Annotated in this window: 23 protein-coding genes; 11 read left to right on the forward strand and 12 right to left on the reverse strand. The window is 67.7% G+C overall.

Going from position 1 to position 26,150, the window contains the following annotated elements; genetic code table 11:
- Window positions 1–18: 18 nt before the first annotated feature.
- Window positions 19–1,692 (forward strand): phospholipase C, encoded by a 1,674-nt coding sequence (locus WT53_RS20750; protein WP_034204871.1) that lies wholly within the window; start codon window positions 19–21, stop codon window positions 1,690–1,692.
- A gap of 98 nt (window positions 1,693–1,790) precedes the next feature.
- Complete coding sequence (locus tag WT53_RS20755) at window positions 1,791–3,212, forward strand: cytochrome-c peroxidase (RefSeq protein ID WP_059785021.1); 1,422 nt, start codon at window positions 1,791–1,793, stop codon at window positions 3,210–3,212.
- Between the two features lie 17 nt (window positions 3,213–3,229).
- Here WT53_RS20755 and WT53_RS20760 read toward each other — a convergent pair whose 3' ends face one another.
- From WT53_RS20760 to WT53_RS20775, 4 genes are all read right to left on the reverse strand, one after another.
- On the reverse strand, window positions 3,230–4,540 hold the full coding sequence (locus WT53_RS20760; protein WP_034204872.1) for an FAD-binding oxidoreductase: 1,311 nt from the start codon (window positions 4,538–4,540) through the stop codon (window positions 3,230–3,232).
- Window positions 4,537–5,292: an amino acid ABC transporter ATP-binding protein gene (locus WT53_RS20765; protein ID WP_034204873.1), complete on the reverse strand. Its 756-nt coding sequence runs from the start codon at window positions 5,290–5,292 to the stop codon at window positions 4,537–4,539. The genes WT53_RS20760 and WT53_RS20765 overlap by 4 nt, the downstream gene beginning before the upstream one ends.
- Window positions 5,289–5,945, reverse strand: coding sequence for an amino acid ABC transporter permease (locus WT53_RS20770; protein WP_034204874.1), 657 nt, complete (start codon window positions 5,943–5,945; stop codon window positions 5,289–5,291). The genes WT53_RS20765 and WT53_RS20770 overlap by 4 nt, the downstream gene beginning before the upstream one ends.
- 88 nt (window positions 5,946–6,033) lie before the next feature.
- Window positions 6,034–6,810: an ABC transporter substrate-binding protein gene (locus tag WT53_RS20775; RefSeq protein WP_034204875.1), complete on the reverse strand. Its 777-nt coding sequence runs from the start codon at window positions 6,808–6,810 to the stop codon at window positions 6,034–6,036.
- Window positions 6,811–6,970: 160 nt separating this feature from the next.
- On the opposite strand from WT53_RS20775, the gene WT53_RS20780 reads away from it, so the two are divergent.
- The 5 genes from WT53_RS20780 to WT53_RS20800 all read left to right on the forward strand — a co-directional run bounded on the left by WT53_RS20780 (window position 6,971) and on the right by WT53_RS20800 (window position 12,106).
- Window positions 6,971–7,762 carry an IclR family transcriptional regulator gene (locus WT53_RS20780; RefSeq protein ID WP_034204876.1) on the forward strand — a complete coding sequence of 264 codons (792 nt, stop codon included), beginning with the start codon at window positions 6,971–6,973 and terminating at the stop codon, window positions 7,760–7,762.
- A gap of 232 nt (window positions 7,763–7,994) precedes the next feature.
- On the forward strand, window positions 7,995–8,705 hold the full coding sequence (locus WT53_RS20785; RefSeq protein WP_034204877.1) for a GntR family transcriptional regulator: 711 nt from the start codon (window positions 7,995–7,997) through the stop codon (window positions 8,703–8,705).
- Between the two features lie 74 nt (window positions 8,706–8,779).
- Complete coding sequence (locus tag WT53_RS20790) at window positions 8,780–9,586, forward strand: SDR family oxidoreductase (protein ID WP_034204878.1); 807 nt, start codon at window positions 8,780–8,782, stop codon at window positions 9,584–9,586.
- A 35-nt stretch (window positions 9,587–9,621) separates the two neighbouring features.
- Window positions 9,622–10,554: a 3-keto-5-aminohexanoate cleavage protein gene (locus WT53_RS20795; protein ID WP_006479084.1), complete on the forward strand. Its 933-nt coding sequence runs from the start codon at window positions 9,622–9,624 to the stop codon at window positions 10,552–10,554.
- Between the two features lie 223 nt (window positions 10,555–10,777).
- Window positions 10,778–12,106 (forward strand): MFS transporter, encoded by a 1,329-nt coding sequence (locus WT53_RS20800; protein WP_034204879.1) that lies wholly within the window; start codon window positions 10,778–10,780, stop codon window positions 12,104–12,106.
- A 64-nt stretch (window positions 12,107–12,170) separates the two neighbouring features.
- On the opposite strand, the gene WT53_RS20805 is transcribed toward WT53_RS20800, so the two are convergent.
- The 5 genes from WT53_RS20805 to codA form a co-directional block, all read right to left on the reverse strand.
- A complete protein-coding gene (locus tag WT53_RS20805; RefSeq protein ID WP_034204880.1) occupies window positions 12,171–13,493 on the reverse strand; it encodes a TIGR00366 family protein in 1,323 nt (440 codons plus the stop codon).
- Between the two features lie 342 nt (window positions 13,494–13,835).
- Complete coding sequence (locus tag WT53_RS20810) at window positions 13,836–14,183, reverse strand: DUF1493 family protein (RefSeq protein ID WP_034204881.1); 348 nt, start codon at window positions 14,181–14,183, stop codon at window positions 13,836–13,838.
- Window positions 14,176–14,613: an STM2901 family protein gene (locus WT53_RS20815; RefSeq protein ID WP_034204882.1), complete on the reverse strand. Its 438-nt coding sequence runs from the start codon at window positions 14,611–14,613 to the stop codon at window positions 14,176–14,178. Before WT53_RS20815 ends, WT53_RS20810 begins: the two co-directional genes overlap by 8 nt.
- 275 nt (window positions 14,614–14,888) lie before the next feature.
- On the reverse strand, window positions 14,889–16,223 hold the full coding sequence (locus tag WT53_RS20820) for a chloride channel protein (RefSeq protein WP_034206190.1): 1,335 nt from the start codon (window positions 16,221–16,223) through the stop codon (window positions 14,889–14,891).
- 164 nt (window positions 16,224–16,387) lie between these two features.
- Window positions 16,388–17,629, reverse strand: a complete 1,242-nt coding sequence (gene codA / locus WT53_RS20825) for a cytosine deaminase (RefSeq protein WP_034204883.1) — start codon at window positions 17,627–17,629, stop codon at window positions 16,388–16,390.
- 335 nt (window positions 17,630–17,964) lie between these two features.
- On the opposite strand from codA, the gene WT53_RS20830 reads away from it, so the two are divergent.
- Window positions 17,965–19,107 carry a porin gene (locus tag WT53_RS20830; protein WP_034204884.1) on the forward strand — a complete coding sequence of 381 codons (1,143 nt, stop codon included), beginning with the start codon at window positions 17,965–17,967 and terminating at the stop codon, window positions 19,105–19,107.
- Between the two features lie 251 nt (window positions 19,108–19,358).
- Window positions 19,359–19,661, forward strand: a complete 303-nt coding sequence (locus tag WT53_RS20835; RefSeq protein WP_034204885.1) for a DUF4148 domain-containing protein — start codon at window positions 19,359–19,361, stop codon at window positions 19,659–19,661.
- A 93-nt stretch (window positions 19,662–19,754) separates the two neighbouring features.
- On the opposite strand, the gene WT53_RS20840 is transcribed toward WT53_RS20835, so the two are convergent.
- Window positions 19,755–20,702, reverse strand: coding sequence for a LysR family transcriptional regulator (locus WT53_RS20840; RefSeq protein WP_034204886.1), 948 nt, complete (start codon window positions 20,700–20,702; stop codon window positions 19,755–19,757).
- Between the two features lie 188 nt (window positions 20,703–20,890).
- Here WT53_RS20840 and WT53_RS20845 point away from each other — a divergent pair, with 188 nt between their 5' ends.
- Both WT53_RS20845 and WT53_RS20850 read left to right on the forward strand, forming a co-directional pair.
- Window positions 20,891–23,074: an FUSC family protein gene (locus WT53_RS20845; protein ID WP_060261227.1), complete on the forward strand. Its 2,184-nt coding sequence runs from the start codon at window positions 20,891–20,893 to the stop codon at window positions 23,072–23,074.
- 137 nt (window positions 23,075–23,211) lie between these two features.
- The gene (locus WT53_RS20850) at window positions 23,212–23,424 is read left to right on the forward strand and encodes a hypothetical protein (protein WP_034204888.1); all 213 of its coding nucleotides are present in this window, start codon (window positions 23,212–23,214) and stop codon (window positions 23,422–23,424) included.
- Between the two features lie 138 nt (window positions 23,425–23,562).
- On the opposite strand, the gene WT53_RS20855 is transcribed toward WT53_RS20850, so the two are convergent.
- Together WT53_RS20855 and WT53_RS20860 are read right to left on the reverse strand one after the other, a co-directional pair.
- A complete protein-coding gene (locus WT53_RS20855; RefSeq protein WP_034204889.1) occupies window positions 23,563–24,672 on the reverse strand; it encodes a P1 family peptidase in 1,110 nt (369 codons plus the stop codon).
- 64 nt (window positions 24,673–24,736) lie between these two features.
- On the reverse strand, window positions 24,737–26,143 hold the full coding sequence (locus WT53_RS20860; protein ID WP_034204890.1) for an APC family permease: 1,407 nt from the start codon (window positions 26,141–26,143) through the stop codon (window positions 24,737–24,739).
- Between the last annotated feature and the right edge of the window lie 7 nt (window positions 26,144–26,150).

The following is a 26,150-nucleotide window of genomic DNA, read 5'->3' on the forward strand; positions in this document are numbered from 1 at the left end:
TTACCCTGGAGTTTCCCGATGTTCCGTCAAGCCTTGCTCGTCACTGCCTGCGCAGCCGCAGCGCTGGCGCTGTTCGCCTGCGGCGGCAGCGACGATTCCACGCCGGCGCCCGCCGTGTCGTCGCAGGATGCGCTGCAGACCGCCACGCCGATCAAGCACGTCGTCGTGATCTACGGCGAAAACATCTCGTTCGACCACTACTTCGGCACCTATCCGAACGCGACGAACCCGTCGGGCGAACCGGCGTTCACCGCGAAACCCGGCACGCCGACGCCGAACGGCCTGACGGGCACGCTGCTCACCGCGAACCCGAACTTCACGAACACGGCCAACGGCACCGACGCGGCGAACCCGTTCCGCCTCGACCGCACGCAGGCCGCGACGGCCGACCAGAACCACGCCTACACCGCCGAGCAGCAGGCCGAGGACAACGGCCTCGCGGACCTGTTCCCGAAGTACACGGGCAAGGGCTCGTCCGGCGGCGCCGGCGCGTTCGGCACGAAGGGCCAGGTGATGGGCTACTTCGACGGCAACACGGTGACCGCGCTGTGGAACTACGCGCAGCGCTTCGCGATGAGCGACAACACGTACACGACGGTCTACGGCCCGTCGACGCCGGGCGCACTGAACGTCGTGGCGGGGCAGACCAACGGGATGCAGATCGTCAAGACGTCGAAGCAGCCGTCGACGCTCGCCGCCAGCTCGTACTACATCAACGACGGCCAGGGCGGCTTCACCATGATCAACGACGTCGATCCGGGTTTCGACGTGTGCTCGAGCACGACCGACCAGGCGATGATGTCCGGCAAGAACATCGGCGACCTGCTGAACGCCGCGAAGATCACGTGGGGCGGCTTCATGGGCGGCTTCAACCTGTCGACGACGAACGGCAACGGCACGACGGGCTGCGCACGCAGCACGGTCGCCACCGCCGTGAACGCCGCGACCGCCGACTACATCCCGCACCACAACTGGTTCCAGTACTACGCGTCGACCGCGAACCCGCAACACACGCGCCCGAGCTCGATCGCGGCGATCGGTTCGAGCGTCGAGGCCGACGGCAAGACCGCCGAACCGGCGAACCACCAGTACGACACGGACGACTTCTTCGCCGCCGTGAAGGCCGGCAACTTCCCGTCGGTCAGCTACCTGAAGGCGCCGGCCGCACAGGACGGGCATGCCGGCTATTCGGATCCGCTCGACGAGCAGGCGTTCGTGACGAAGGTCGTCAACTTCCTGCAGCAGCAACCGGACTGGCAGAACACGGCCGTGATCGTCACCTATGACGATTCGGACGGCTGGTACGACCATGTGTACACGTCGCCGACGCATGCGTCGTCGGACCCGGTCGATCAGCTCAACGGCGCCGGCAAGTGCGGCACGGGCGGCACCACCGGCGTGAACGGCGCGACCGTGAACGGCCGCTGCGGCCCGGGCGTGCGTATTCCGCTGGTCGTGATCTCGCCGTATGCGAAGCAGAACTACGTCGATCACACGATGCTCGACCAGTCGTCCGTCGTGCGCTTCATCGAGGACAACTGGCTCGGCGGCCAGCGTATCGGCGGCGGCTCGTTCGATGCGACGGCGGGCGACCTGCGCAACCTGTTCGACTTCACGTCGAAGCCGAACACGACGCCGCTCTATCTCGACCCGACGCTCGGCACCGTATTGAGCGCCGCCCCGTCGATCTGACCGTCGCGGCCTGACCGCATGGCCGGCGCATGGCGATGCGCCGGCCGTTTCCATTTCAACGCGCCGCTTTGCGCGACACCCGTTTTTCGACCGACAGCATGACAGCTCGCCCCGCGTTTCCGTCTCCCGATGCCGCCGGCACGCCCGCGCCGCGTGCCCCTTCCCGCCTGCTGCGCCGCACGGCATTCGTGCTCGGCGCGGCCGCGATCGGCTATGGCGCGTTCGCTATCGCGTTTCCCGCGCGGGTACCCGCGGCGATCGGCACCGTGGTCGCCGACTGGACCGGCGCGAACCCGCATCCGGTCGTGCTGCAACGGCCCGCCGCGCAGCCGCTGTCGGCGGTCGCGCAGCTCGGGCGCGCGCTGTTCCACGATCCGTCGCTGTCGGCGTCGGGCAAGCAGTCGTGCGCGTCGTGCCACAGCCCCGATCATGCGTACGGCCCGCCGAATGCGCTCGACGTGCAGCCGGGCGGCCTCGCGATGACGCAGCAGGGCTATCGTCCGCCGCCGTCGTTGATGTATCTGTACCGCCAGCCGAATTTCAGCATCGGCCCCGATGCCGGGGAAAACGACGCCGCGCCGAGCGTCGCGCAGCAGGCCACGGCGGCGGCCGGCGTCGTCAAGGCGCAGAAGGTGGCCGGCACGTCGGCCGCGCCGCAGCTCGTGCCGCAGGGCGGGATGTTCTGGGACGGCCGCGCCGACACGCTGCAGCAACAGGCGTTCGGCCCGCTGCTGAATCCGGTCGAGATGGCGAACGCGAGCGTCGACGACGTCGCGCACAAGCTCGCGCAGTCGTCGCATCGCGCGCAACTGGAACAATTGTTCGGCGCACGCGTATTCGACAGCCCGCAGCTCGCGGTGTCGGAGGCGATGTTCGCGATCGCGCGCTACCAGGTCGAGGATCCGTCCTTCCATCCGTACGACAGCAAGTACGACCGCTGGCTCGAAGGCCGTGCGCGCCTCACGCAGGCCGAACTGCGCGGGCTGCGCCTGTTCAACGATCCGGACAAGGCGAATTGCGCGGGCTGCCACTTGTCGAAACCCGGCAAGGACGGGCTGCCGCCGATGTTCACCGACTACCAGTACGAGGCGCTCGGCGCGCCGCGCAACCGCGCGCTCGCGCAGAACCGCAACCCCGCGTTCTACGATCTCGGCGTGTGCGGGCCGTTCCGCGACGACCTGAAGGACCAGACGCAGTACTGCGGGATGTTCCTGACGCCGACGCTGCGCAATTCGGCGACGCGCCACGTGTTCTTCCACAACGGCGTGTTCCACACGCTCGACCAGGTGATGGCGTTCTACAACGAGCGCAGCATCTCGCCGCAGAAGTTCTATTCGCGCGGCGCGGACGGCAAGGTCGACGAATACGACGACATTCCGCCGAAATATCGCGCGAACGTCGACGTGACCGATGCGCCGTTCGATCGCAAGCCCGGCGACAAGCCCGCGATGACGGCTCAGGACATCAAGGACATCGAAGCGTTTCTCGGCACGCTGACGGACGCGCCAGCGCAGCACTGATTGCCGGCCGGGCGTCGTCAGGACAGGCTGTCGAGCAACCGATACCAGGCGACCCCGGCCGCGATATAGAAGCGCTGCAGCCCGTGCAACGGAATCGGCCGGATCGGCGTGACGCGGAACGGCAGCGGCAGTCGCGCATCGCCCGACAGATGCGCGGCCAGATGCTTGCCGAGCGTCGTCGCCATCGCGATGCCGCGGCCGTTGTAGCCGAGCGCGATCGTCACGCCCGGCGCGGGCTCGTGCACGTGCGGCAGGAAATCCGCGGTGATCGCGACGCGCCCAGCCCAGCGGTATTCGAACCGGACGCCCTTCAGTTGCGGATACAACAGCGTCGTCGCGCGTTCGAGGTGACGCCAGTCGCTCGGCGCGCGCGGGTCGGCGAACGGGCCGCGGCCGCCCATCAGCAAGCGCCCGGCCGCGTCGCGGCGGAAGTACAGCAGCAGACGCCGCGCATCGGATGCGACTTCGCCACCGGCGAGGATGTCGCGGCCGAGCGCCGGCGCGAGCGGTTCCGTCGCGACGATGAAGCTGTTCGCGGCGATCACCGACTGGCGCAAGCCGGGCCACAGCCCGTCCGTGTAGCCGTTGGTCGCGATCACCACGCGCTCGGCCGACAGCGTCGCGCCGCCGGACGTCGCGATCCGCCAGCGGCCGTCGGCGCGTGTCAGCCCGACGGCGCGGGTCGAGCCGTGCACGACCGCCCCGCTCGCCTGCACGGCGCGCACGAGGCCGCGCGTATAGCTGAGCGGCTGCACGCTGCCCGCGCGCCGGTCGATCCAGCCGCCCGCATACGCCCGCGTGCCGAGCCGTCGCGCGACGTCGTCGCGGCCGAGCACGTCGACCGGCGCGCCGCGCGCGGCCCACTGCTGCGCACGGCGTGCGACCGTGTCGAGCATCGCGGCGGTCGGTGCCGGCTGGATCCAGCCGTGACGGCGCGCATCGCAGTCGATTCCGTGGCGCGCGATCAGGTCGAACACGGTATCGGCGGCGCCGCCGACGAGGCCGGCAAGCTGCTCGCCGGCCTCGTCGCCGAACCGGCGAACGAGTTCGTCCGGGTCGTATTTCAGCCCGGGAATCACTTGCCCGCCGTTACGGCCCGATGCGCCCCAGCCCGGCTGCGCGCCGTCGATCACGCGGACGTTCACGCCGCGTTCGGCCAGGTGAAGTGCGGTCGACAAACCCGTGAATCCGGCGCCGACGATCGCCACGTCGCACGACGCGGACGCGTCGAGCGCGGGCGTATCGGGCGCCGGCGCGGCGGTCGCCGCCCACAGCGAATCCGGCCACCGTGCGTCGGGCCATCCGGGTGTCGCGTTCGTTGCGCTCATGTTCGATCCGGGTTGTCCGCGCCGTCCGACGCCAGCAGGCGACGGAGGAATTCCTGCGTGCGGGGATGGGTCGGCTGCGTGAGCACCTCGCGCGCCGGTCCGCTTTCGCAGATGGTCCCGTCGTGCAGGAAACACACGCGATCGGCCACCTCGCGCGCGAATGCCATCTCGTGCGTGACGACCACCATGGTCATCCCGTCGCGGGCAAGCCCGCGCATCACGCCGAGCACTTCGCCGACGAGCTCGGGGTCGAGCGCCGACGTCGGTTCGTCGAACAGGATTGCCTGCGGCTCCATCGCGAGCGCGCGTGCGATCGCGACGCGCTGCTGCTGCCCGCCCGACAGTTCCGACGGATACGCGTTCATCCGGTGCGACAGCCCGACCTTGTCGAGCAGCGCGCGGGCCTGCTCGCGCGCTTGCGCGACCGGCCTCCGTCGCACGTGCACGGGCCCTTCCATCACGTTCTCGAGCGCCGTCCGGTGCGCAAACAGATTGAAGCGCTGGAATACCATGCCGACCCGCATCCGCAATTCGTGGATCCGTTTCGAATGCGCGTCGACCTTCACGCCGTCGATCGTGATCGACCCTTCGTCGTAGGTCTCGAAACCGTTGATACAGCGCAGCACGGTCGACTTGCCGGACCCGGACGGCCCGATCAGGCACACGACTTCGCCCGGCTGCACGTCGAGGCTTACGCCCTTCAGCACCGCGTGCTGCTGAAACCGCTTGTGTATCGAATCGATCCGGATCATGCGCCTCTCCTCAGTGCGAGCCGCTTGCCGAGCCGGTTCACGCCGAACATCAGCGGCAGGCCGAGCGCGAGATACAGCAGCGCGACGAGCGTGTAGACGCTCATGTTCTGGAACGTCGACGACGCGATCAACTGGCCGGCGCGCGTGATTTCCGCGACCGTGATCGTCGACGCGACCGACGAATCCTTCAGCAGCATCACCAGCGTGTTGCCGTACGGCGGCAGCGCGATGCGAAACGCCTGCGGCAATACCACGCGCCGCATGATCATCGGGCCGCGCATGCCGATCGCGTGCGCGGCTTCGATCTGGCCGCGGTCGATCGCCTCGATGCCCGCGCGGAAATTCTCGGCCTGATACGCCGAATAGGCGATGCCGAGGCCGAGCACGCCGGCCTGGAACGCCGACAGCTGCACGCCGAGATCGGGCAGCACGAAGTACATGTAGAACAACTGCACGATGATGGGCAGCCCGCGGATCACGTTGACGATCGTGCTGCCGGCCGTCGAGACGGCGCGATGGCGCGACACCTTCAGCAGCGCGAGAATCAGCCCGAGCACCGAGCTGAGCACGAACGCGCATGCGGTGATCTCGATCGTGACCACCGCGCCCTTCAACAGGATCGGCAGGAAATCGATCGCGTTCTGAAAAAACATGAGGTCTCCTATGCGATGGCCGGACGGCCCGCCGCCGCGAATGCCCGCGACGTGCGGGCGATGCCGGTCGGGAATCGAATGCCGACGCTCAGCTCATGTGCCACTTCTGCAGGATCTGCTGTAGCGTGCCGTCGCTCTTCATCTTGCGGATCGCGCCGTTGAGTTGTTCGAGCGTCGCGGTGTCGCCCTTGCGCACGATGAAGCAGACCTGCCCCTTCACGACGCTCTGGTATTCGGGCACGAGCCGCACCTGGCGATTGACGCCGTGCTCGATCTGGTACGCGACGATCGGCTGATCGGCGAAGCCGGCCTTGATGCGCCCGAGCGCGACGTCGCGCATGATGTCGGCAATCGAATCGTAGGTCCGGACTTCCTTGAAGATGCCCTTCTTGTTGAGCGCATCGACGAACGCCGTGCCGACCTGCGCGCCGACCACCTGGTCCTTGAAATCGTCCATCGACGTATAGCGGCCCGGATCGTCGGCCTTCACGATCAGGCCTTCGCCGAACGAGTAGACGGTGTCGGAGAAATCGACGACCTGCTGGCGCGCCGGCGTCTTCAGCATCGCGGCCGAGATGATGTCGATCTTCTGCGTGGTGAGCGACGGGATCAGCGCCGAGAACACGGTCTGCTGCACGTCGACGCGAAACCCGGCCGACTTCCCGGCCGCGGTGATCGCATCGACCATCATCCCCTGGATCGAATTGCTCTTGACGTCGAGAAACGTGAACGGCACGCCGGTGGCCGTCGCGCCGACCTTCAGCGTGGGCTCGGCCGCCACGGCGCTCGCCGAGGCGGTGGACAGTGCGATGCAGGTGGCGAAACCGGCGGCCAATGCGCCGAACCGCTTGATGAACGGAACCATGGTGACTCCTTCTCGAATAATCCGGGCGCCGGCCGGTCGCTGATCGACACTGCGACGATGGTCCGATCTTAAAACGAATCAAAAACATCGAAAATAGATTTTTGCGTATCGATATTCGATACGATATGATGCGATATCGAATCGATCCCGCCCCGCCGCCATGGAAACGTCGCCCGACCAAGCAAACGATCTGCTGTTCAACCAGTCGCTGGAAAAGGGGCTGAACGTGCTGCGCGCGTTCAGTGCGAAGCGGCGCACGATGACGCTGGCGGAAGTGGCCGACGCGGCGGGGATGACGAAAAGCTCCGCGCAGCGGATGGTCTATACGCTCGAGAAGCTCGGCTACATCCGCAAGCATCCGGTCACACGGCGCTACCAGCTCACGCCGCACGTGATGCGGATCGGCTTCAACTATCTCGCGGCCGATACGTTGATCGACGTCGCGAATCCGTTCCTGTCCGAGCTCACGAACCTGACCGGCGAAACCACCAACCTCACCGAGCCGGACGAGGACGAAATGGTGTACGTCGCGCGTTTCGTGTCGACCAAGTTCGTGCCGATCCACATGCCGATCGGCAGCCGTATCCCGATGTACTGCACCGGCTCCGGCCGCGCGTTCCTGAGCGCGTTGCCGCCGGAAGAAGCACGTGCGCGGCTCGACGGCATGGCGCGCACACCGCATACGCCGCGCACGGTCACGGCGCTCGACGATCTCGTCGCGTTGCTCGACGGCGCGCGGCGCGAAGGCTACGCGACCAACCAGGAAGAACTGTTCATCGGCGACATGTCGATCGCGGCGCCCGTGCTCGGCAGCCAGGGGCAGCCGGTCGCGGCCGTGCACGTGGTCGCGCCGACGAGCCGCTGGACGTTCGACGACGCGCGCCGCAAGCTCGCGCCGGCGGTAATCGACTGCGCGCGCGGGATCAGCAATTCGATCCGGACGCTCGAATAGCGTCGGCGAAACGGCACGCGGCGCGCCGTTGCATCGCGCAACGGCGTTCGATCGCTACTGCGGCTTCGGCGGATGCTCGGCCCGGGAGGTACGGTTCGGGCGGGATACGAGTTGCTCCGCCCCCTCGTTTTCCCCGATCTCGTTCGCCTTGACTCCTGCGCACCGATCGATAAAACTTCGCCCATCGCCAGTGTGATCACAGATCGCAGATCAAACCCAGGAGAACCCCGCCTTGCCGCCTCGTATCGTCCCGCCCGCACTGAAAGCCATCGAACAGGAAACGATGGCCGACAAGGTCTACCAGCAACTGCGCGAAGCGCTGATGAGCGGCCGCTTCGCGCCTGGCCAGGCGCTGAGTCTGCGCAGCGTCGCGGAGGCGGTCGGCTCGTCGACGATGCCCGTGCGGGCCGCACTCACGCGGCTGCGCGCCGAACGCGCACTGGTCGACGGCCCGAACCGCGCGCTCGTCGTCCCGCCGATGACGCTCGACACGCTCGACGAGCTGCGCGACGTGCGGATTGCACTCGAAGGCTGCATCGCCGAGCGCGCGTGCGCACGGATGACCGATGCGCAGATCGCGGCCGTGCGCAAGACCTGCGAGACGATGCAGGCGCACGTCGAGGCCGGCCGCTCGCGCGCCTATCTGCAAAGCAATTTTGCGTTCCACAGCGCGATCTACGCGCACGGCGCCAGCGAAAACACGCTCGCGATCGTCGAGAACCTGTGGATGCGCGTCGGCCCGTTCCTCAACATGGTCGCGCTCGACATCCCGCACATGCGGCGCTCGATGGACGCGCACCGCGCGATCGTCGATGCGCTCGAACGGCGCGACGGCGCCGGCGTGCGCGCCGGCATCGCGCTCGACATCGGCGGAGCCGCGCACGATCTCGCCGAAACGCTGCGGGCCGAACAGACGCCGCGAACCGCGAACGCGAAGCCGTAGCGGCCGCTGGCCACGGCCGGCCTTTGCACGAGCGGCCGGCCACCCCACTAGATCAACGATGGAGACAACCCGGCATGACAGCTTCCGACCTGCTGAAACCCTATGACGGCCTGCGCGTCCTCGTGACGGGCGGCGCGTCGGGCATCGGTCTCGAAATCGCCCGCGCGTTCGCCGAATGCGGCGCGCGCGTGCACGTGTGCGACGCGTCGCAGGCCGCGATCGCGGCGCTCGCCGATCGGCCGCCGCACGCCGCGACGAGCGCGATCGGCGCAACGTTGGCCGACGTATCCGATCCGGCCGCCGTCGACCGCGTGTTCGCCGACATATCGGCCACGCTCGGCGGCCTCGACGTGCTGGTCAACAACGCGGGCATCGCCGGCCCGACCGGCGGTATCGACGAAATCGACCCCGTTCAATGGGAGCAAACGGTCGCGATCAACCTGAACGCGCAATTCCAGTTCGCGCGCCGCGCGGTGCCGCTGCTGCGCGAGTCGAAACACGGCGGCGCGATCATCGCGCTGTCGTCGGTCGCCGGCCGGCTCGGCTACGCGTTCCGCACGCCGTATGCGGCCACCAAATGGGCGGTGGTCGGCCTCGTGAAGAGCCTCGCGATCGAACTCGGGCCGCTCGGCATCCGCGTGAACGCGATCCAGCCCGGCATCGTGCGCGGCCCGCGGATGCGCCGCGTGATCGAGGCGCGTGCGCAGCAGCTCGGCATCGGCTACGACGAAATGGAGAAGCGCTATCTCGAGAAGATCTCGCTGCGGCGCATGACCGATCCGGCCGAGATCGCCGCGACCGCGCTGTTCCTGTGCTCGCCGGGCGGACACGGGATCACCGGGCAGGCGATCTCCGTCTGCGGCAACGTCGAAGTGCTCTGACGCCTCCTGCATCGTTCATCGAAAGGAATCCATCCATGGCAAACGCTCGCAAAGTCATCATCACGTGCGCGCCGACCGGCGCGATCCACACGCCGTCGATGTCGCCGTACCTGCCCGTGACGCCGCACGAAATCGAAACGGCCGCGGTCGCGGCCGCGCAGGCCGGCGCGGCGATCCTCCACTTGCACGCACGCAACCCGTCCGACGGCAAACCGACGCAGGATCCGGCCGTGTTCGCCGAATTCCTGCCGCGCATCAAGGCCCGGACCGACGCGGTGATCAATCTCACGTCGGGCGGCAGCCCGCACATGACGGTCGACGAACGGCTGCAGCCCGCGCTGCATTTCCAGCCCGAGGTCGCGTCGTTGAACATGGGTTCGATGAACTTCGGGCTGTACCCGATGCTCGAGCGCTTCCGCGAGCTGAAGCATCCGTGGGAGCGCGAACATCTCGAGAAAAGCCGCGATCTCGTGTTCAAGAACACGTTCGCCGACATCGAGACGATCCTCACGCGCTGCGGCGCGAACGGCACGCGTTTCGAATTCGAGTGCTACGACATCTCGCATCTGTACAACCTCGCGCACTTCGTCGATCGCGGGCTGGCGAAGCCGCCCTTCTTCGTGCAAAGCGTGTTCGGCCTGCTGGGCGGGATCGGCGCGCATCCGGAGGACCTGATGCACATGCGCCGGACGGCCGACCGTCTGTTCGGCAGCGATTACGTGTGGTCGATCCTCGGCGCCGGACGCAACCAGATTCCGCTCGCGACGATCGGCGCAGCGCAGGGTGCGAACGTACGCGTCGGGCTCGAGGATTCGCTGTGGATCGCGCCGGGCAAGCTCGCGGAATCGAGCGCCGCGCAAGTCCTGAAAATGCGTCAGGTGCTCGAAGGCCTGTCGCTCGAGATCGCGACGCCGGCCGAGGCGCGCGCGATGCTCGCCCTCAAGGGCGGCGACGCGGTGAATTTCTGAGCGCCGGCTCGCGCCCGCAACACCCGTATCCGCAAGCGCAGTGACGAGGCGCCGGCCCGAGCCGGCCGGCGCCAGGACGCCCTTGATCGCCCCGCTCCGTTCGAGCGCCGCCGGCGCGGCTCCGTCGTCTGCCCATCCGCTGCCTGCACCGCAGCGGCATCTGCCGAACGCGGCGCGCCGTGCTTGCCGTGCGCGCCGGTTCGCCCTTACCGGAGTCGTCCGCATGTCCACTCATCACGCTCAGGCCCTGTCGTCCGCCGCCGGCGACGCGAACGCGTCGCTGAACCGGCTGCTGTTCCGCAAACTCATGCCGCTGCTGATCGCCGCGTATGTGATCAGTTTTCTCGACCGCACCAACATCGCGTTCGCCAAACATTCGATGGGCGTCGATCTCGGCATTTCATCGGCCGCGTATGGGCTTGGCGCGGGACTGTTCTTTCTCACCTACGCGCTCTTCGAAATCCCGAGCAACCTGATCATGCATCGCGTCGGCGCACGCTTCTGGATCACGCGGATCATGATCACGTGGGGCGCGCTGTCGGTCGCGATGGCGTTCGTCGGCGGGGAGACGTCGTTCTACGTGATGCGCCTGCTGCTCGGCGCGGCCGAAGCCGGGCTGTTTCCCGGCGTGATGTTGTATTTGACGTACTGGTTCGGCCGCGAGGAGCGTGCGCGCGCCACCGGCTATTTCCTGCTCGGCGTGTGCATCGCCAACATCGTCGGCGGACCGCTGGCCGGCGCGCTGATCGAGCTCGACGGCACGCTCGGTTTCCACGGCTGGCAATGGCTGTTCGTCGTCGAAGGCATTCCGGCGATCCTGCTCGCGTTCGTCGTCTGGACGCGCTTGCCGGATCGACCGAGCGCCGCGCCGTGGCTCGCCCAGGAAACCGGCCGCGCGCTCGAGCGCAAGCTGGCCGCCGAACAGGACGCGGGCGTCGCCGCGCACGGCGGCCACGCGTTCGGCGCCGCCCTGCGCGATCCGCAGATCTGGCTCGCGATTTTCGTGTACTTCTGCCACCAGTTGACCATCTACACGGTGATCTTCTTCCTGCCCGGCATCATCGGCGCATCGGGACGCCTCTCGCCGGTCGCGGTCGGGTTGCTGACGTCGCTGCCCTGGCTCGCCGCCGCACTCGGGGCAGCGACGCTGCCGCGCTTCGCGCGCGAGTCGCGTCACGCGCGCCGCATGCTGTGTGCGGGGCTGGTGGTCATGGCGGCCGGGATGATCGGCGCCGCGCATGCGTCGCCGTTGGCGGGACTGCTCTGCGTGTGCGTGGCCGCGTCCATGTTCTTCGTCGTGCAGTCGATCGTGTTCACGTTTCCGGCTTCGCGGCTCGCCGGCAGCGCGCTGGCCGGCGGGCTCGGGCTCGTGAATACGTGCGGGTTGCTCGGCGGCTTCGTCGGGCCGACCGTCATCGGCGCGATCGAACAGGCGACCGGCAATGCGAAGAACGGGCTGACGCTGCTGGCGGCCGCACTCGCCGTCGCGGCATGTGCGAGCCTCGCGTTGCGTCACGGACACGAGCGCGCCGACGTGCGCTCGCGCGACTGAAGGCGGACGACACTCGAGCCGGCGGGATGCGGGCACGTCGCCGCCGGCATCCCGCCCCGCTTCGTCAGAACAGATACATCCCCGCGACGAACACCACGCCCGAGAACAACAGCGTCGTCACGCAATAGCCCATGATGTCGCGCACGCCGAGGCCCGCGATCGCCAGCGCGGGCAGCGCCCAGAACGGCTGCGCCATGTTGGTCCACGCCTCGCCGTACGCGATCGCCATGGCCGCCTTGCCGAGATCGGCGCCGAGCGCCTGCGCGGCCGGCATCACGAACGGCCCCTGCACGACCCAGTGGCCGCCGCCCGACGGCACCGCGAAATTGATCACGGCCGAACTCAGGAACGCGAGCAGCGGGAACGTGTGGACGTTCGCGATATCGACGAACCATTTCGTGATCACGCCCGCGAGCCCGGAGTGATCCATCAGCGCCTGGATGCCCGCGTAGAACGGGAACTGGATCATGATCCCGGACGCGCCGCGCGCGGCGCCGGCCACCGCGCGCGCATAGGCCATCGGCGTCCGGTGCAGCAGGATGCCGGCCGCGAGGAACGCGAGGTTCACCGTGTCGATGTCGAGCGCGAAGCCCTTCTGCGCGAAACGCAACACGAGGAACGCCGCGCACAGCGCCGCGACGACGATCGACAGCGCGCGGCTCTCCTCCATCCGTTCCGCGAACGTCGCGTCGGGCGCGAGCTTGCGCTCGACGCTCGGCGGCTCGGCGAGCAGCGCCGGATCGACGCTGACGACGTCGCCCGGCTTCGGCATCATCATCCGTGCGAGAAACGGCAGCATCACGATCAACCCGATCGTGATGAACGCGTTGTAGCCGGTGAAGATCGTGTCGGACACCGGAATCAAGCCGATGGTCTTTTCCATCGGATTGCCTTTCGTGGCCGCGACGAGCGGGACCGAACCCGACAGCCCGCCGTGCCAGCTCAGGAAGCCCATGTAGGCGGACGCGACGAGCAGCCGGTAGTCGCTGCCGGCCACGCGGCGCGCCACTTCGCGCGCCAGCATCGCGCCGAGCACGAGGCCGAAGCCCCAGTTGATCGCGCAGGCCAGCGCGCCGACGAACGCGACGAGCATCACGCCTTGCCCGGGCGTGCGCGCGGCGCTCGCGAGCGCGACGAGCAGGCGCCGCACGGGCGGCGAACTCGCGAGCGCGTGGCCCGTCACGAGGATCATGACCATCTGCATCGAGAACGCGAGCAGGTTCCAGAAGCCGGAACCCCACATCGTCGTGAGTTGCACGGGCGTGTTCGGCGTGAGCCCGAACGCAAGCGCGAACGTGACGATCGTCAGCAGGATCGCGAAAATCAACGGGTCGGGCAACACGCGGTGGACCACCTGCGTGAAGAAGCGGGAAATGCGCTGGATCAACTTGAGCTCCTCGTTTCCTGATAGGGACATCCGCGCGTATCGTTGTTGGTTGAGGCGCGGAAACGCGCGGATTCTTGCACAGAACCGTATTGCTTGCGTTGATGCCCCTGTCGGGAATCGGGTCGGTCGACTTCGGCAGGCTATCGAATCCGTTACATGACCGCGACCGGCTCCGAAGCGAGGCAACCGAGGGAAGAAGCCAATGGTGTGTATCGCTGCAGACTGGAATTCATGAAGGATGTGCGCATGCAAAAGCGCCCGCCTGACTGCGGATCAGGCGGGCGCTTCCTGCGGCGATATTCGTCTCGTCGTGTGTCTCGCGAATCTCGACGGGTCAGCGAATCAGGGCTCCCAACGTCCGCGCTCCATCGCTTCCTCCATCATCCCGAGTGTCAGTGACCGCCCCCCCAGCGTCTCCCTCGCCTCTGGGCTGAACGGGGATTTGACGACTGTCGCGAGAAACGAACCGATGCCGAGCTTCGCGGACGGATAGTAATAATGGAGGTCGAACGCGGACAAATCGACGCCGAATGTCGCACCCCATTGCCGAATGATTCTGTCGATGTCGTTCGGTTCGAGATCGAGATCGTGATAAAGATCCGTGTCCCGCGACAGTTCGATGCGATCGATCTGGAGCCTTGCGACGTCAGTCGCGATGAACGCTTCGAGGCGTTTCCACGTGTCAGCCATATAAGCGATCCTCGGGCTTCACCATGCCGTTGTACGCGCCGATCGTACGACAAGTGATCAACGCGACGTCCGTCGCCAGAATCACCCAACCGACTCCGGGAATCGCCCGCCCGACGAATGCGCCGATATTCTGCGTCAACTTGATGCGCAACATGATCAGGCTCCTGAATGAGGTAACGGTCGGCAAAATCCGGTGCTTCAATTCGTATGGCAGCAGCCGACGCGAAACGACGGACGCGATGGACGTGCCCTTGACCGCGTTCGCGAACTTGCCTCGCGTCGGGATAAAGCGCTGACCCAACAATACCATCGCGACGCCGACCGCATCATCCACCCCCAATGCCTTACCAGTCTCTTCGATAAAGATCAGGAAGAACAGTGCTTCGCGGCTCAAACCCTCGTGAATGCCGTATCTGTACGTGCTCGCCATTTTTTCTCTCATAGTTTGAATTTGAACGAGCGGAAAAGGCTAGCGTGAGTAGCGGAGGCGAAACAACGGACTCACCGGCAGATTGCCGCGACAAGCGTCTGCCCGGATGTGATTGGCGGATCTCGTGCAGATGCTGTGAAGTACCGCGCGGCTTGCGCTTCGGGCTGTCGCAGCCTCATCTTGCACACGAGTGCGCCACGGCGGCGACAGGCATTTGAACAGATACAGAGTGTCAATTTTCAGCGGATCGCCCACCTTCTGGCCGCTCATGCATATCAACGCCCCACCGTCGCCGACGTACTCGCGGTCGCAACCTTACGCCCCCGCCGCTCCGCCAGCCGCTGCGCGCCCCGATACGCGACGAGCGCCCCCGCCACGGCCAGCAGCATCGGCACGAGGCTGTCGTGATTCGCGCGCGTGAATTCGAGCAGCAGCACGACGGCCGTGACCGGCATCTGCATCGACGCGGCAAGAAACGCGGTCGCGCCGATCAGCGCGCATCCGCCGAGCGATGCGCCGGGCCACACGATGCTCCACAGTCCGCCGAGCACGACACCGAGCAGCGCGCCGTTCGCGAGGCCCGGCGTCAGCAGCCCGCCTTCCGCGCCGGCCCGCAGGCTGCCGGCCTCGATCAGCACCTTCAGCACGAGCAGCGCCGCCGCGAGACCGATCGTCAGCGTGCCGTCGAAACCGAGCGACGCCGGGCCCTTGCCGTTGCCGAGCAGTTGCGGAAACTTCGTCGCGAGCACGCCGATCACCGCGAAGTTGAGCAGCGCGAACACCGGCAGCCGCCAGTCCTTCGGCGCGTTCGCCCGCGCGCGGGTCGTGAGCCGCACGAAACCGTACGCGGCGACGCCGAACAGCGGCCCGCAGACGATCGACCATGCGACGAGCGGCGTGCTCGACACGAACGCCGGCACCGCGTACTGGTGTTCGTTGCCGAGACCGATCCATGCGACGATCGCCGCGATTGCGGACGTCACGACCGCCGCGACCAGCGCACGCCACTCGAACGTGCCGAGCAGCACCTCCAGCACGAAGATCGCGCCGCCGAGCGGCACGTTGTAGACGGCCGCGAGCCCCGCGCCGGCGCCGCACGCGACCATCAGCCTGCAGTCGTCGGGCGTGAGCCCCGCCGCATGGGCAAACCGCCCGGCGAGCAGCGCACCGATCTCGCGCGGTGCGACTTCGCGGCCGAGCGGCGAGCCGAGCGCGACGGTGACGATCTGCAGCAGCGCGTGGACCGTCGTGCTGACGAACGGCATCCGCGGATCGGCCGCACGCACCGCGCGGCGGATGCCGACGAGTGGCCGGCCGTATCGGTAAAGCGCCCACCAGCCGCCGCCCGCGACGATCCCGCAGACCATCAGCACCGCGAGCCGACGCAGCGGCTCGGCCCCGGTCACGCCGCTGAGGAAGCTCTCGGACCCGATCACGTGCGCGACGTCGTAGCCGTACGCGACGTGCTGGATCGCATGCAGCAGCAACGCGAGCAGCATGCCGCCGAGACCCGCGCCGACGCCGGTCAGGACCGTGACGACGGCCATGCGCGCGAACGGGCTAGCGGGCGGCGAAGAAGCAGCGGGAGCGGACGGAAGATCGAAGCGCATGGGGTCGGCGAACGGGATCGAAAAGACGGCGCGCACCGTGCACGCCGTCGTCAGGACCGCATCGTAGGCCCGCGCCAATCATGAGGCAAACGTATTTTTCTGATCAACTCATGCATTTTCCGAATGCACGAACGCCGGCGGCCCGCGATGGCCCGCCTGCCGCGTCAGTCCGGATAGGTCAGGCGCTCCGGTTCGCGCCGCATGATGACTTTCCCGTGGCGCATCGACAGCGTGGCCTTCGCCTGCCTGCGCACGGCTTCGTAGTCGCTGTCCGCGTCGAGCACGACGAGATTCGCCGGACGCCCGACCGCGATGCCGTACCCGTCGCCGAGGTGCATCGCCGTCGCGCTATGGTCGGTCACGAAGTCGAGGCAGCGCTGCAGATCCTGGTAACCCATCATGTGGCAGATATGAAGGCCCGCATCGAGCACGCGCAGGATGTTGCCGTTGCCGAGCGGATACCACGGATCCTTGATCGAATCCTGCCCGAAGCACACGTTGAGCCCGGCACGGTCGAGCTCCGCGACGCGTGTGACGCCGCGCCGCTTCGGGAACGTGTCGAAGCGCCCCTGCAGATGGATGCTCTCGGTCGGGCACGAGATGAAATTCAGCCCCGCCCGCTTCAGCAGCCGGAACAGCTTCGAGCAGTACGCGTTGTCGTACGAACCCATCGCGGTGGTGTGGCTCGCGGTGACGCGTGCGCCCATGCCGCGCACGCGCGCCTCTTCCGCGAGCACTTCGAGAAAGCGCGAGTGCGGATCGTCGGTCTCGTCGCAGTGCACGTCGACGAGGCGGCCCGTGCGTTCGGCGAGATCCATCAGGTAGCGGATCGAGCTGACGCCCTGCTCCCGCGTGTTCTCGAAATGCGGAATGCCGCCGACGACGTCCGCGCCGAGCTCGATCGCCTGCGCCATCAGCGCGCGGCCGCCGTCGAACGATTCGATGCCCTCCTGCGGGAACGCGACGATCTGCAGATCGATCAGCCCGCGCGCCTCGTCCTTCACCTCCAGCATCGCCTTCAGCGCGGCGAGCGTCGGATCGGTCACGTCGACGTGCGTGCGCACGTGCTGGATCCCGTGATCGCGCAGCATGCCGATCGCCGCATGCGCGCGCGCCTTCGTGTCCTCGTGCGTGATCGTCGCCTTGCGCTCGGCCCAGCGCTCGATGCCCTCGAACAGCGTGCCGCTCATGTTCCATGCGGGCTCGCCGGCCGTCAGCACGGCATCGAGGTGGATATGCGGTTCGACGAGCGGCGGAATCGCGAGGCGGCCGCCGCCGTCGATATGGTCGGGGTTCGTCGACGCGATCGGCGCCGTTTGCGCATCGATGCGCGCGATCCTGCCGGCATCGATGCCGATCGTGAACAGGCCGTCGCGGCCGCGCAAGCGTACGTTGAACAGGTTCATGGGGAGGCCTCTTGTCGTATGCGTGAACACGACCGCGCGATCTGCGCTGGCGGCCGTGCGGTCCGGGCGACCAGTATGGAGGAAAGCGGCGACGCGCACACGTGCCGCGCATGTTGCATCGACACGACAGCCGGGCCGCGCCGGACCGAAGCCGCGTGCCGGCCGCAAGCAGGAACCGCCGGCCCGGCGCGCACGCGCGTCGTCGTGTCGGTTTTGTGAACGACTCTTGCGGGATCAGGAACGGTGCGCTCGCGGCCGCTGCGTCCTTGCGCGCGCCGCGCATTCCTATACTTGCGCCGAACTTTGTTTCCAGTCCCACACGCAGGAGCTTCACGATGAAAAAAACCCTGATCGCCGGCGCGTGCGCCGGCGCCCTGTTCGCGCCGCTCGCCCACGCGCAAAGCTCGGTCACGCTGTACGGCCTGATCGACGCCGGCATCGCCTATACCAACAACGTGAACGGCGCGTCGCAGTGGCGCATGACGACCGGCACGATCAACGGCAGCCGCTTCGGCGTGCGCGGCGCCGAGGATCTCGGCGGCGGGCTGAAGGCATTGTTCGTGCTCGAAAACGGCTTCAACGCGAACAACGGCGGGCTCGGCCAGGACGGCAAGCTGTTCGGCCGGCACGCGTATGTCGGCCTGAGCCGCGCCGGCTACGGCACGCTGACGCTCGGCCGCCAGTACGACACGATGGTCGACTTCGTCGCGCCGTTGTCCGCGACGTCGGGCGATTTCGGCGATACGGGCTTCGCGCATCCGTTCGACAACGACAACCTGAACCACTCGCTGCGCATCAACAACGCGGTCAAGTACACGAGCGACACGATCGCGGGCTTCAAGGTCGGCGCGCTGTACGCGTTCTCCAACTCGGCGAACTTCGGCGCGAACCGCGCATACAGCGTGGCCGCGAGCTACACGAACGGCCCGCTGAAGCTGGCCGGCGCGTACCTGCAAATGAACGGCACGAAGGGCTCGACGAGCGCGAGCCCCGGCGCGACCGATTCGGCCGAAGCGAAGAGCTTGAACCAGGGCGGCTGGTCGATCGGCTCGGACCGCATGCGCACCTACGGCGGCGGTGTCGACTACGTGTTCGGCCCGGTGACCGCCGGCTTCGTCTACACGCGCTCGCAGTACGACAACACGGGCGCGTTCGGCTCCAGCGGCCAGATCGCGTTCAACAACTACGACGTGAACGTGCGCTATGCGGTCACGCCGGCCGTCAGCGTCGGCGCAGCCTATGTCTATACGGACGCCAGCGTGTCGAATCCCGACAGCAAGCATGGGACCGCCCCGAAATGGCATCAGGTCGACCTGCAGGCCGTGTACAAGCTGTCGCGCCGCACCGACCTGTACGCGGAAGCGATGTTCCAGCATGCGTCGGGCCGCGGCTATCAGGCGTTCATCAACACGTCGGGCGGCGCATCGGGCACGGCGAACCAGGTGGTCGGCACGATCGGCATGCGCACGCGGTTCTGATCGGCGTCGCGCGACGCCGCCCTCTGCGCGGCGTCCGTGTACACGGCGCCCGTATACACGGCGCCCGTGTTCGCACACAGGTTCGGTCGCCGCGGGCGACGCCGCCAATGTTGTTCCTTCTGGAACGCAGCCCTCCTGGAATCGGGGTGTTTTCGCGTGGAAGCGCTGCGTAGACTGACGTCGAAGGTCGGAGCCCCGCATCGCGTGCGGCGTGTCGATCTGGCCACCCACCCCGTATTCAGGAGAACCACGTGAAATCGCTCGTCGTTACCGCGGCCGCCGCCGTCCTGCTTGCCGCACCGGCCCTGTCGTTCGCCCAGCAGGCGACGTCGCCGGTCACGCGCGCGCAGGTGCTGCAGGAGTTGATCGATCTCGAATCGGTCGGCTACAACCCGGCGCGCGGCGAAGTCGGCAACTATCCGGACGACATCCTCGCGGCGCAGGAACGACTGCAGGCGAAGCGTCTCGCCGAGCGCAAAGCGGCGCAGGCCGCGTACGGCCCGGCCGGCGAGCCGGCAACCGAATCGGGCGCAGCGGTCAGGCCCGCGCCGTGACGGCGCGCGTCGCTCGCATCGCGCATGCATGGCGAGCGACGCGTATTCGGCATGGAAATGAAACGACCCGCCGCGCGCCGATGCGCACGGCGTTCAGGCGGCCTGCGGTTCGCGGTCGATCGCGTTCAGCATCTCGACGTCGCGCGCGATCATCGCCGGCACCTGGGCGCGCAGCATCTCGACCCAGGTCCGCACCTTCGCATCGACGAAGCGGCGCGACGGGTACAGCGCATGCACGTTCATCTTCTGCAGGATATGCGCGGGCAGCACACGGACGAGCGTGCCGTCCCGCAGTGCATCGATCGCCGAATACAGCGGCAGCATGCCGATGCCGATGCCGTCGCGGATCGCGAGTGCGAGCGATTCGGCGGTATTGGTCTGCACCGGGCCGGCGACGCGAATCTGCTCGACGCCATCGGGGCCTTCGAGCACCCATTCGTGCGTCGGGAATGCCGGCGTGCACAGCGTCAGGCACGCGTGCGCGGCGAGATCCTGCGGGCGCGCCGGCACGCCGTGCCGTTTCACGTAATCGGGCGATGCACACAGAATGCTGAACGTCGAGCCGAGCAGGTGCGACACGAGTTCCGAATCGGGCAGCGACGACGCGGTGACGACGGCCATGTCGCTCGTGCCGTCGAACAGATCGGGCATGCGCTGCGACAGCGACAGCTCGATCGATACGTCCGGGAATTGCGCGTGATAGCGCGTGAGCGCCGGCAATACGTAGTGGTGACCGACGCTCGCGAAGCTGTGCATGCGCAGCACGCCGGCCGGGCGTTCGTGCGCGCAGCTCGCCTCTTCTTCCGCGCGGTCCACGTCGGCGAGGATCTGGCGGCAGCGCCGCAGATAGCTTTCGCCGGCCGACGTGAGCGCGAGACGGCGCGTCGAGCGATTCATCAGACGGGTGCGCAGGCGCGCCTCGAGCTCCGACACCGCGCGCGACATCGCGCCCGTCGTCGAATTCAGCGATTGCGCGGCGGCGGTGAAGCTGCCCGTCTCGACGACGCGCGAAAACACCCGCATGTTTTGTAGGGTATCCATTCCTGTGAACGACCTGTAGCGGAGCCGCCATTTTCCTCCACGGGATGCGACAGATTGTTGCTGCGGCTGCAACTATCGTTTCCCCGCAACGGCGTTAATGCACGTGCGCCGCGCTCCTACAATCGGCGCCTCACCAGTCGAACGGGCCGTTCGGACGCGCCGCGGCACCGCGCCGGCCCCCTCTTTTCATGAAGCCACCACCTGCGATCGAGCGACCTTCCATCGAACCGGCACGATGGAGCGCCTGGCTCGACCCGCTCGGCAACGCGGCGCGCGACTGGGCCGCGACCGACGGGCTGATCTGGCTGCACCTCGCGAAAACCGTGCTCGCGGCGCTGCTCGCGATGGGCATCGCGATGCGTCTGGAGATGTCGCAGCCGCGCACCGCGATGACCACCGTGTTCGTGCTGATGCAGCCGCTGTCGGGCATGGTGTTCGCGAAGAGTTTCTATCGCGTGCTCGGCACGGCGGCCGGCCTCGTCGGCGCGCTCGCGCTCGGCGGGCTGTTCGCACAGCAGCCCGAGTTGTACATGGCCGGCATCACGCTGTGGATCGGCGGCTGCATCGCACTCGCGGTGCGCAACCGCCATTTCCGCTGGTACGGCTTCGTGCTCGCCGGCTACACGGCCGCGCTGATCGGCCTGCCGGCCGTGATGACGCCGCAGACGCTGTTCCAGTCCGCGCTCACGCGCGCCGCGGAAGTCGCGCTCGGCATCGCGTGCTCGGGCGCGGTCAGCGCGCTGATCCTGCCGCTGAGTTCCGCGAAGGCGCTGATGCGTTCGTTGAGCGCGCGCCACGCGACGTTTGCCGCGTTCGCCGCCGGTGCGCTGTCGGGCGACGTCGCGCGCGGCGATTTCGAGCGACGTTTCGCCGATTTCGTCGACGACATCGTCGGCTTCGAAGCCAACCGCGCGTTCGCGTCGTTCGAGGATCCGCACATTCGCGCGCGCAGCCGCCGGCTTGCGCGACTGAACAGCGAGTTCATGAACGCCTGCACGCGGCTGCATGCGCTGCACCAGCTCGTCAAACGGCTGCGCGCGAATCGCTCGGACGCGGTGCTCGACGCGCTGGCGCCGCACGTCGACGCGCTCGCATTGCGCTTCGCCGCGTTGCGCGACGAATGCCGGCGCGGCCTCGCACCGGCGACCGGCGCGCTGCTCGAACTGCGCCGCTTTCACGGTGCGTTGCCGAAGGCCGCGCGCGCGTCGCGGCGGGCGATCGAGGACCATGCGGCGGGCGGCCTGCTCGACTTCGATACCGCGATCGAGCTGCTGTACCGGTTCATCGCCGAATATCTCGGCTACGTCGACACGTACGCGTCGCTCGACCAGGACGATCACGCGTTCGAGCGCTCGGTCACCCATTACGCGGTGAAAACCAACGCGTTCTTCGTCGGTTTCGCGTTCCTGCGCACGGTGGTCGCCGTCGGTGCGATGAGCGCGTTCTGGATCGCGTCCGAATGGCCGAGCGGCTCGCTCGCGGTGATCGCCACCGCGATCGCATGCGCGCTCAGCTCGACCTCTCCGCGCGCGCCGAAGTTCGTCGCGCAGATGGGCGTCGGTGCAGCGTGCGCGACCGCGGTCGGCTACCTGTTCCTGTGCTACGTCTATCCGAACATCGACGGCTTTCCGCTGCTGTGCGCGGCGCTTGCGCCGGTGCTCGGCCTCGGCGCGTTTCTCGCGATGCGGCCCGGGCTGTCCGGCTACGGAATCGGCTTCGCGGTGTTCTTCTGCCTGCTCGCAGGCCCCGACAACGCGATCGCGTATACGCCTGAAGTGCTGATCAACAATGGGCTGGCGATCGTCGTCGCGATGCTCGCTTGCGCGCTCGTGTTCGCCGTCGTGTTCCCGACGCACATGCGCTGGCTCACCGGCCGGATCGCGCACGACTTGCGCCGCCAGGTCACGCTGGCGTGCGAAGGCGCGCCGGACGGCCTCGCGCAGCGCTTCCAGTCGAGCACGCACGACCTGATGGCGCAACTGCGGACGCTGCTGGTGCGCCGCACGCGGCAGCATCGCGATGCGCTGCGCTGGATGCTGTCGACACTCGAAGTCGGCCACGCGGTCATCGACCTGCGCGACGAGCTGCACGCATTTCGTGCATCGAAACCGCCGCAGACGCTGCGCTGGACCGGTTCGATCGATGCGGTGCTGCTCGAACTGCCGCGCTTCTTCGACGATCCGACGCCCGTTCGCCATGCGCGCACGCTGAAATCCGTGAATCTCGCGATCCGCGCGGCGCAGCACGCGCTGCAGGCGTGGTACGCGGTGCCCGACGCGCGTCGCAACATGCAGCGAATCGTCGGTTGCCTGCACTTCATGCGCAGCGCGCTGCTCGACAAGGATGCGCCGTTCAATCGGCATCGTCATTGATGAATGGGTGCATGCACAACGGGATCGTTGTTCCGGATGGAAATAAGCTCTCCACCCGCGGCGATTAATCTTCAAGCAGTGCGAGCCTATAGTTTCCTCACTGCCAGCGAGACTGGCACTCACCCAGGAGAAACAAAATGAAGCCGCTGCACCTCGCCCTCGTTGCCCTGTCGCTCACCGCTGCCGTCGCCCACGCGCAGCCGGCGCCGGCAGACGCCGCACCGCAACAGGCGAACCGCGCCGAGGCGATCAAGGCCGCCGGCCGCGTCGATCGCGCGCAATCGAAGCAGGAAGACCCGAACGCCTGCGTCGGCCCCGTCAGCTTCTGCAACATCTACTTCGGCAGCTGAGCATGACGCCGCGTCGTCACGGCCAGGCCCGCATCGCCCGCACCGCACGCATGACGTGCGCGGGCGGACGGCGGCCCGGCCGATCGCCGCATCGCCGTCCCGCTCCTCGCCGCTTCGATTGAAGCGGCGCTTGCCGTTTCAGGCGCCGCGCCCCGGCCGCCAGCCTACTTCGCGCAGCGCATCCAGCAAGCGCGCCTGCCCGAGCCCTTCGACCCGCACCCCGCGCGACTCGACGTCGCCGCCCGCGACCAGCGCATTCACGATCGCCTCCTCCACCGCTTCCGCCGCCGCGACGAACAGCGCGGAAATATGGTCGTTGTTGACCATCCGCACGTCGGCGGTCGGCGTGCCCTTGTTGCCGTAGTTCGCTGCCGGCAAGCCGTCGTTACCGGTTGCGAACGCAACGAAGATGTCGCCGCTCGAATCCTCGGTGCCGCCGCCCACGCGGGCGAGCCCGACGCTCGCGCGCTGCGCGAGACGCGTGCATTGATGCGGCAGCAACGGCGCGTCGGTCGCGATCGTGACGACGATCGAGCCCATGCCGGCTTCGCCTTTCGCCTCTGCGTCGTGGAACGGCGAATGCACGTGCCGCAGCACTTCGCCGACCGGGTAGCCGGCCACGCGCAGCATCTCGCGCACGCCGTAATTCGCCTGCACGAGCGCGCCGACGGTCCAGCCGCCCGCGTCGCTCGCCAGCACGCGCGACGCGGTGCCGATGCCGCCCTTGAACTCGTGGCAAATCATGCCCGTGCCGCCGCCCACGCCGCCTTCGGCAACCGGCCCCGACTGGGCGGCAGCCAGTGCGCGCCGGACGTGCGCGGCGTTCACGTGCTGCCCCCAGATGTCGTTCAGCAGTCCGTCGTAGGTTTCCATCACGACCGGCATGCACCAGTACACGCGGCCGGCCGCCGCTTCGCGTTCGTTCGCGACGAGCGCGTCGCGCACCGCGCCGACGCTGTGCGTGTTCGTATAGGCGATCGGCGTCGTCAGCAGGCCGGCTTCGCGAATCCATTCGAGCCCGGTCGCGTCGCCGTTGCCGTTCAGCACGTGCACGCCCGCGAAGCACGGCGAATCGTGCGCGGCGCCCGCGCGCGGCTCGACGACGGTGACGCCGGTGCGGACCGACGCGTCGCCGTTCTCGACGCTCAGCGTGCAATGTCCGACCCGCACGCCCGGCACGTCCGTGATCGCGTTGAAGCGGCCCGGCGTGCCGAGTCCGATACGGATACCGAGACCCCTCGTGCGCATGATGCGATTCCTCCCGTCTTTCAATGGTTCGGTGTGTCGATGGTACAAGGTGTCGACCCGGTGCTCAGAGCGCGCGGAACGCGTCGCTGTGGCGCGCCCAGGCCACGTACATCACGAGTGCCGCGACCAGCAGCCCCGCGATGATGATCAGGTCGGTCGACTTCGTCGCCGTCGCCAACGTCGTGACCAGCGTATACGCGGCGCCCGCCACCGCGACGAGCGGCGTCGCGGGCCACAGCGGCATCCGGTAGTGATGCTCGACGTCGCGGCGCACGAACCGGCTCGCGAGTGCGGCCAGCCCGACGACGAGATAGATCAGCAGCAACAGGTCGACCGTGAACGCGGTCAATTCGTCGAGGCTCGACACGAACACGAGCCCGGCCGACGGTATCGCGAGCGCGAGCGTCGCGAGCCACGGCGATTCGAGGCGCGGATGAATCGTCGAGAACGCGCGGTTGCAGGTGCGCGACCAGAGCGCATGCCGGCCGCTGCTGTACAGCAGGCGGCCCATCGTGATCACGATCGCGATGATCGCGTTGAACACCGACAGGAAGATCCCGCCGCTGACCACGCGCGACACGGCCGGATTGCTCAGCGAGCGCACGACGTAGCCGATCGGATCGGCACTCTTCGTCAGGTCGCTCAGCGACGGCGCACCCAGCACGATCGCGGTGAGCGGAACCAGTTCGACGACGAGGATCACGAGCAGCGAATAAATCACCGCCTTCGCGACGTTGCGATTGCCGCCGCGCAGGTCTTCCGCGAGATAGGCTGCCGAGCCGAAGCCGTTGTAGCAGAAGATCGCGGTGCCGATCGCGGGCACGATGGCCGCGAGCGTCGCCGGCACGAGCGCATTGCCGCTCGCGACGACCGGTGCGATCAGCACGTCGGCGCCGCGGTGCGGCGACCCGAACCCGAGCCCCGCGATCAGCATCAGCACGCCGATTTCGACGACCAGGAACGCACCGGTGATCCATGCGTTCGTCTTGATGTTCAGCATGCCGAGCAGATAGCTGAGCAGCACGATCGTCAGCGCGACCGACTGGTTGCCGAAGTGCGTGCCGAGCGCGTTGTTCAGGTACGGCGCGGCGCCGCTCGCGAGCACGGCCGGGATGAACACGCTGACGGACAGCACCGTGATGAAGGTCAGGTAGCCGGGCAGCGTGCCGAACACGCGCTTGGCCATCACATATTCGCCGCCCGCGCTTCGGTGCGCGGCGCTGAGTTCCGCATAGCAGAGCGCGAACGCGAGCGCGAGCACGCCGCCGAGCACGAACGACAGCACGGCGCCGCTGCCGGCCTGCTGGATCGCGAACGGCGCGATCACGAAGATCGAGCTGGCCGGCGTCACGCCCGACACGGTGATCATCACCGCATCGCGCACGCTGAGCGTCTGCGACAACGCGCGCGGCGCGTCTTCCATTGCAGGCGCCGCTTGCAGGCTGCCCGTCGATTCCGACATCATCGCCATTTCGTTC

Origin of the sequence: Burkholderia sp. MSMB2157WGS (assembly GCF_001532755.1) — a bacterium.
Taxonomy (GTDB): Bacteria; Pseudomonadota; Gammaproteobacteria; order Burkholderiales; family Burkholderiaceae; genus Burkholderia.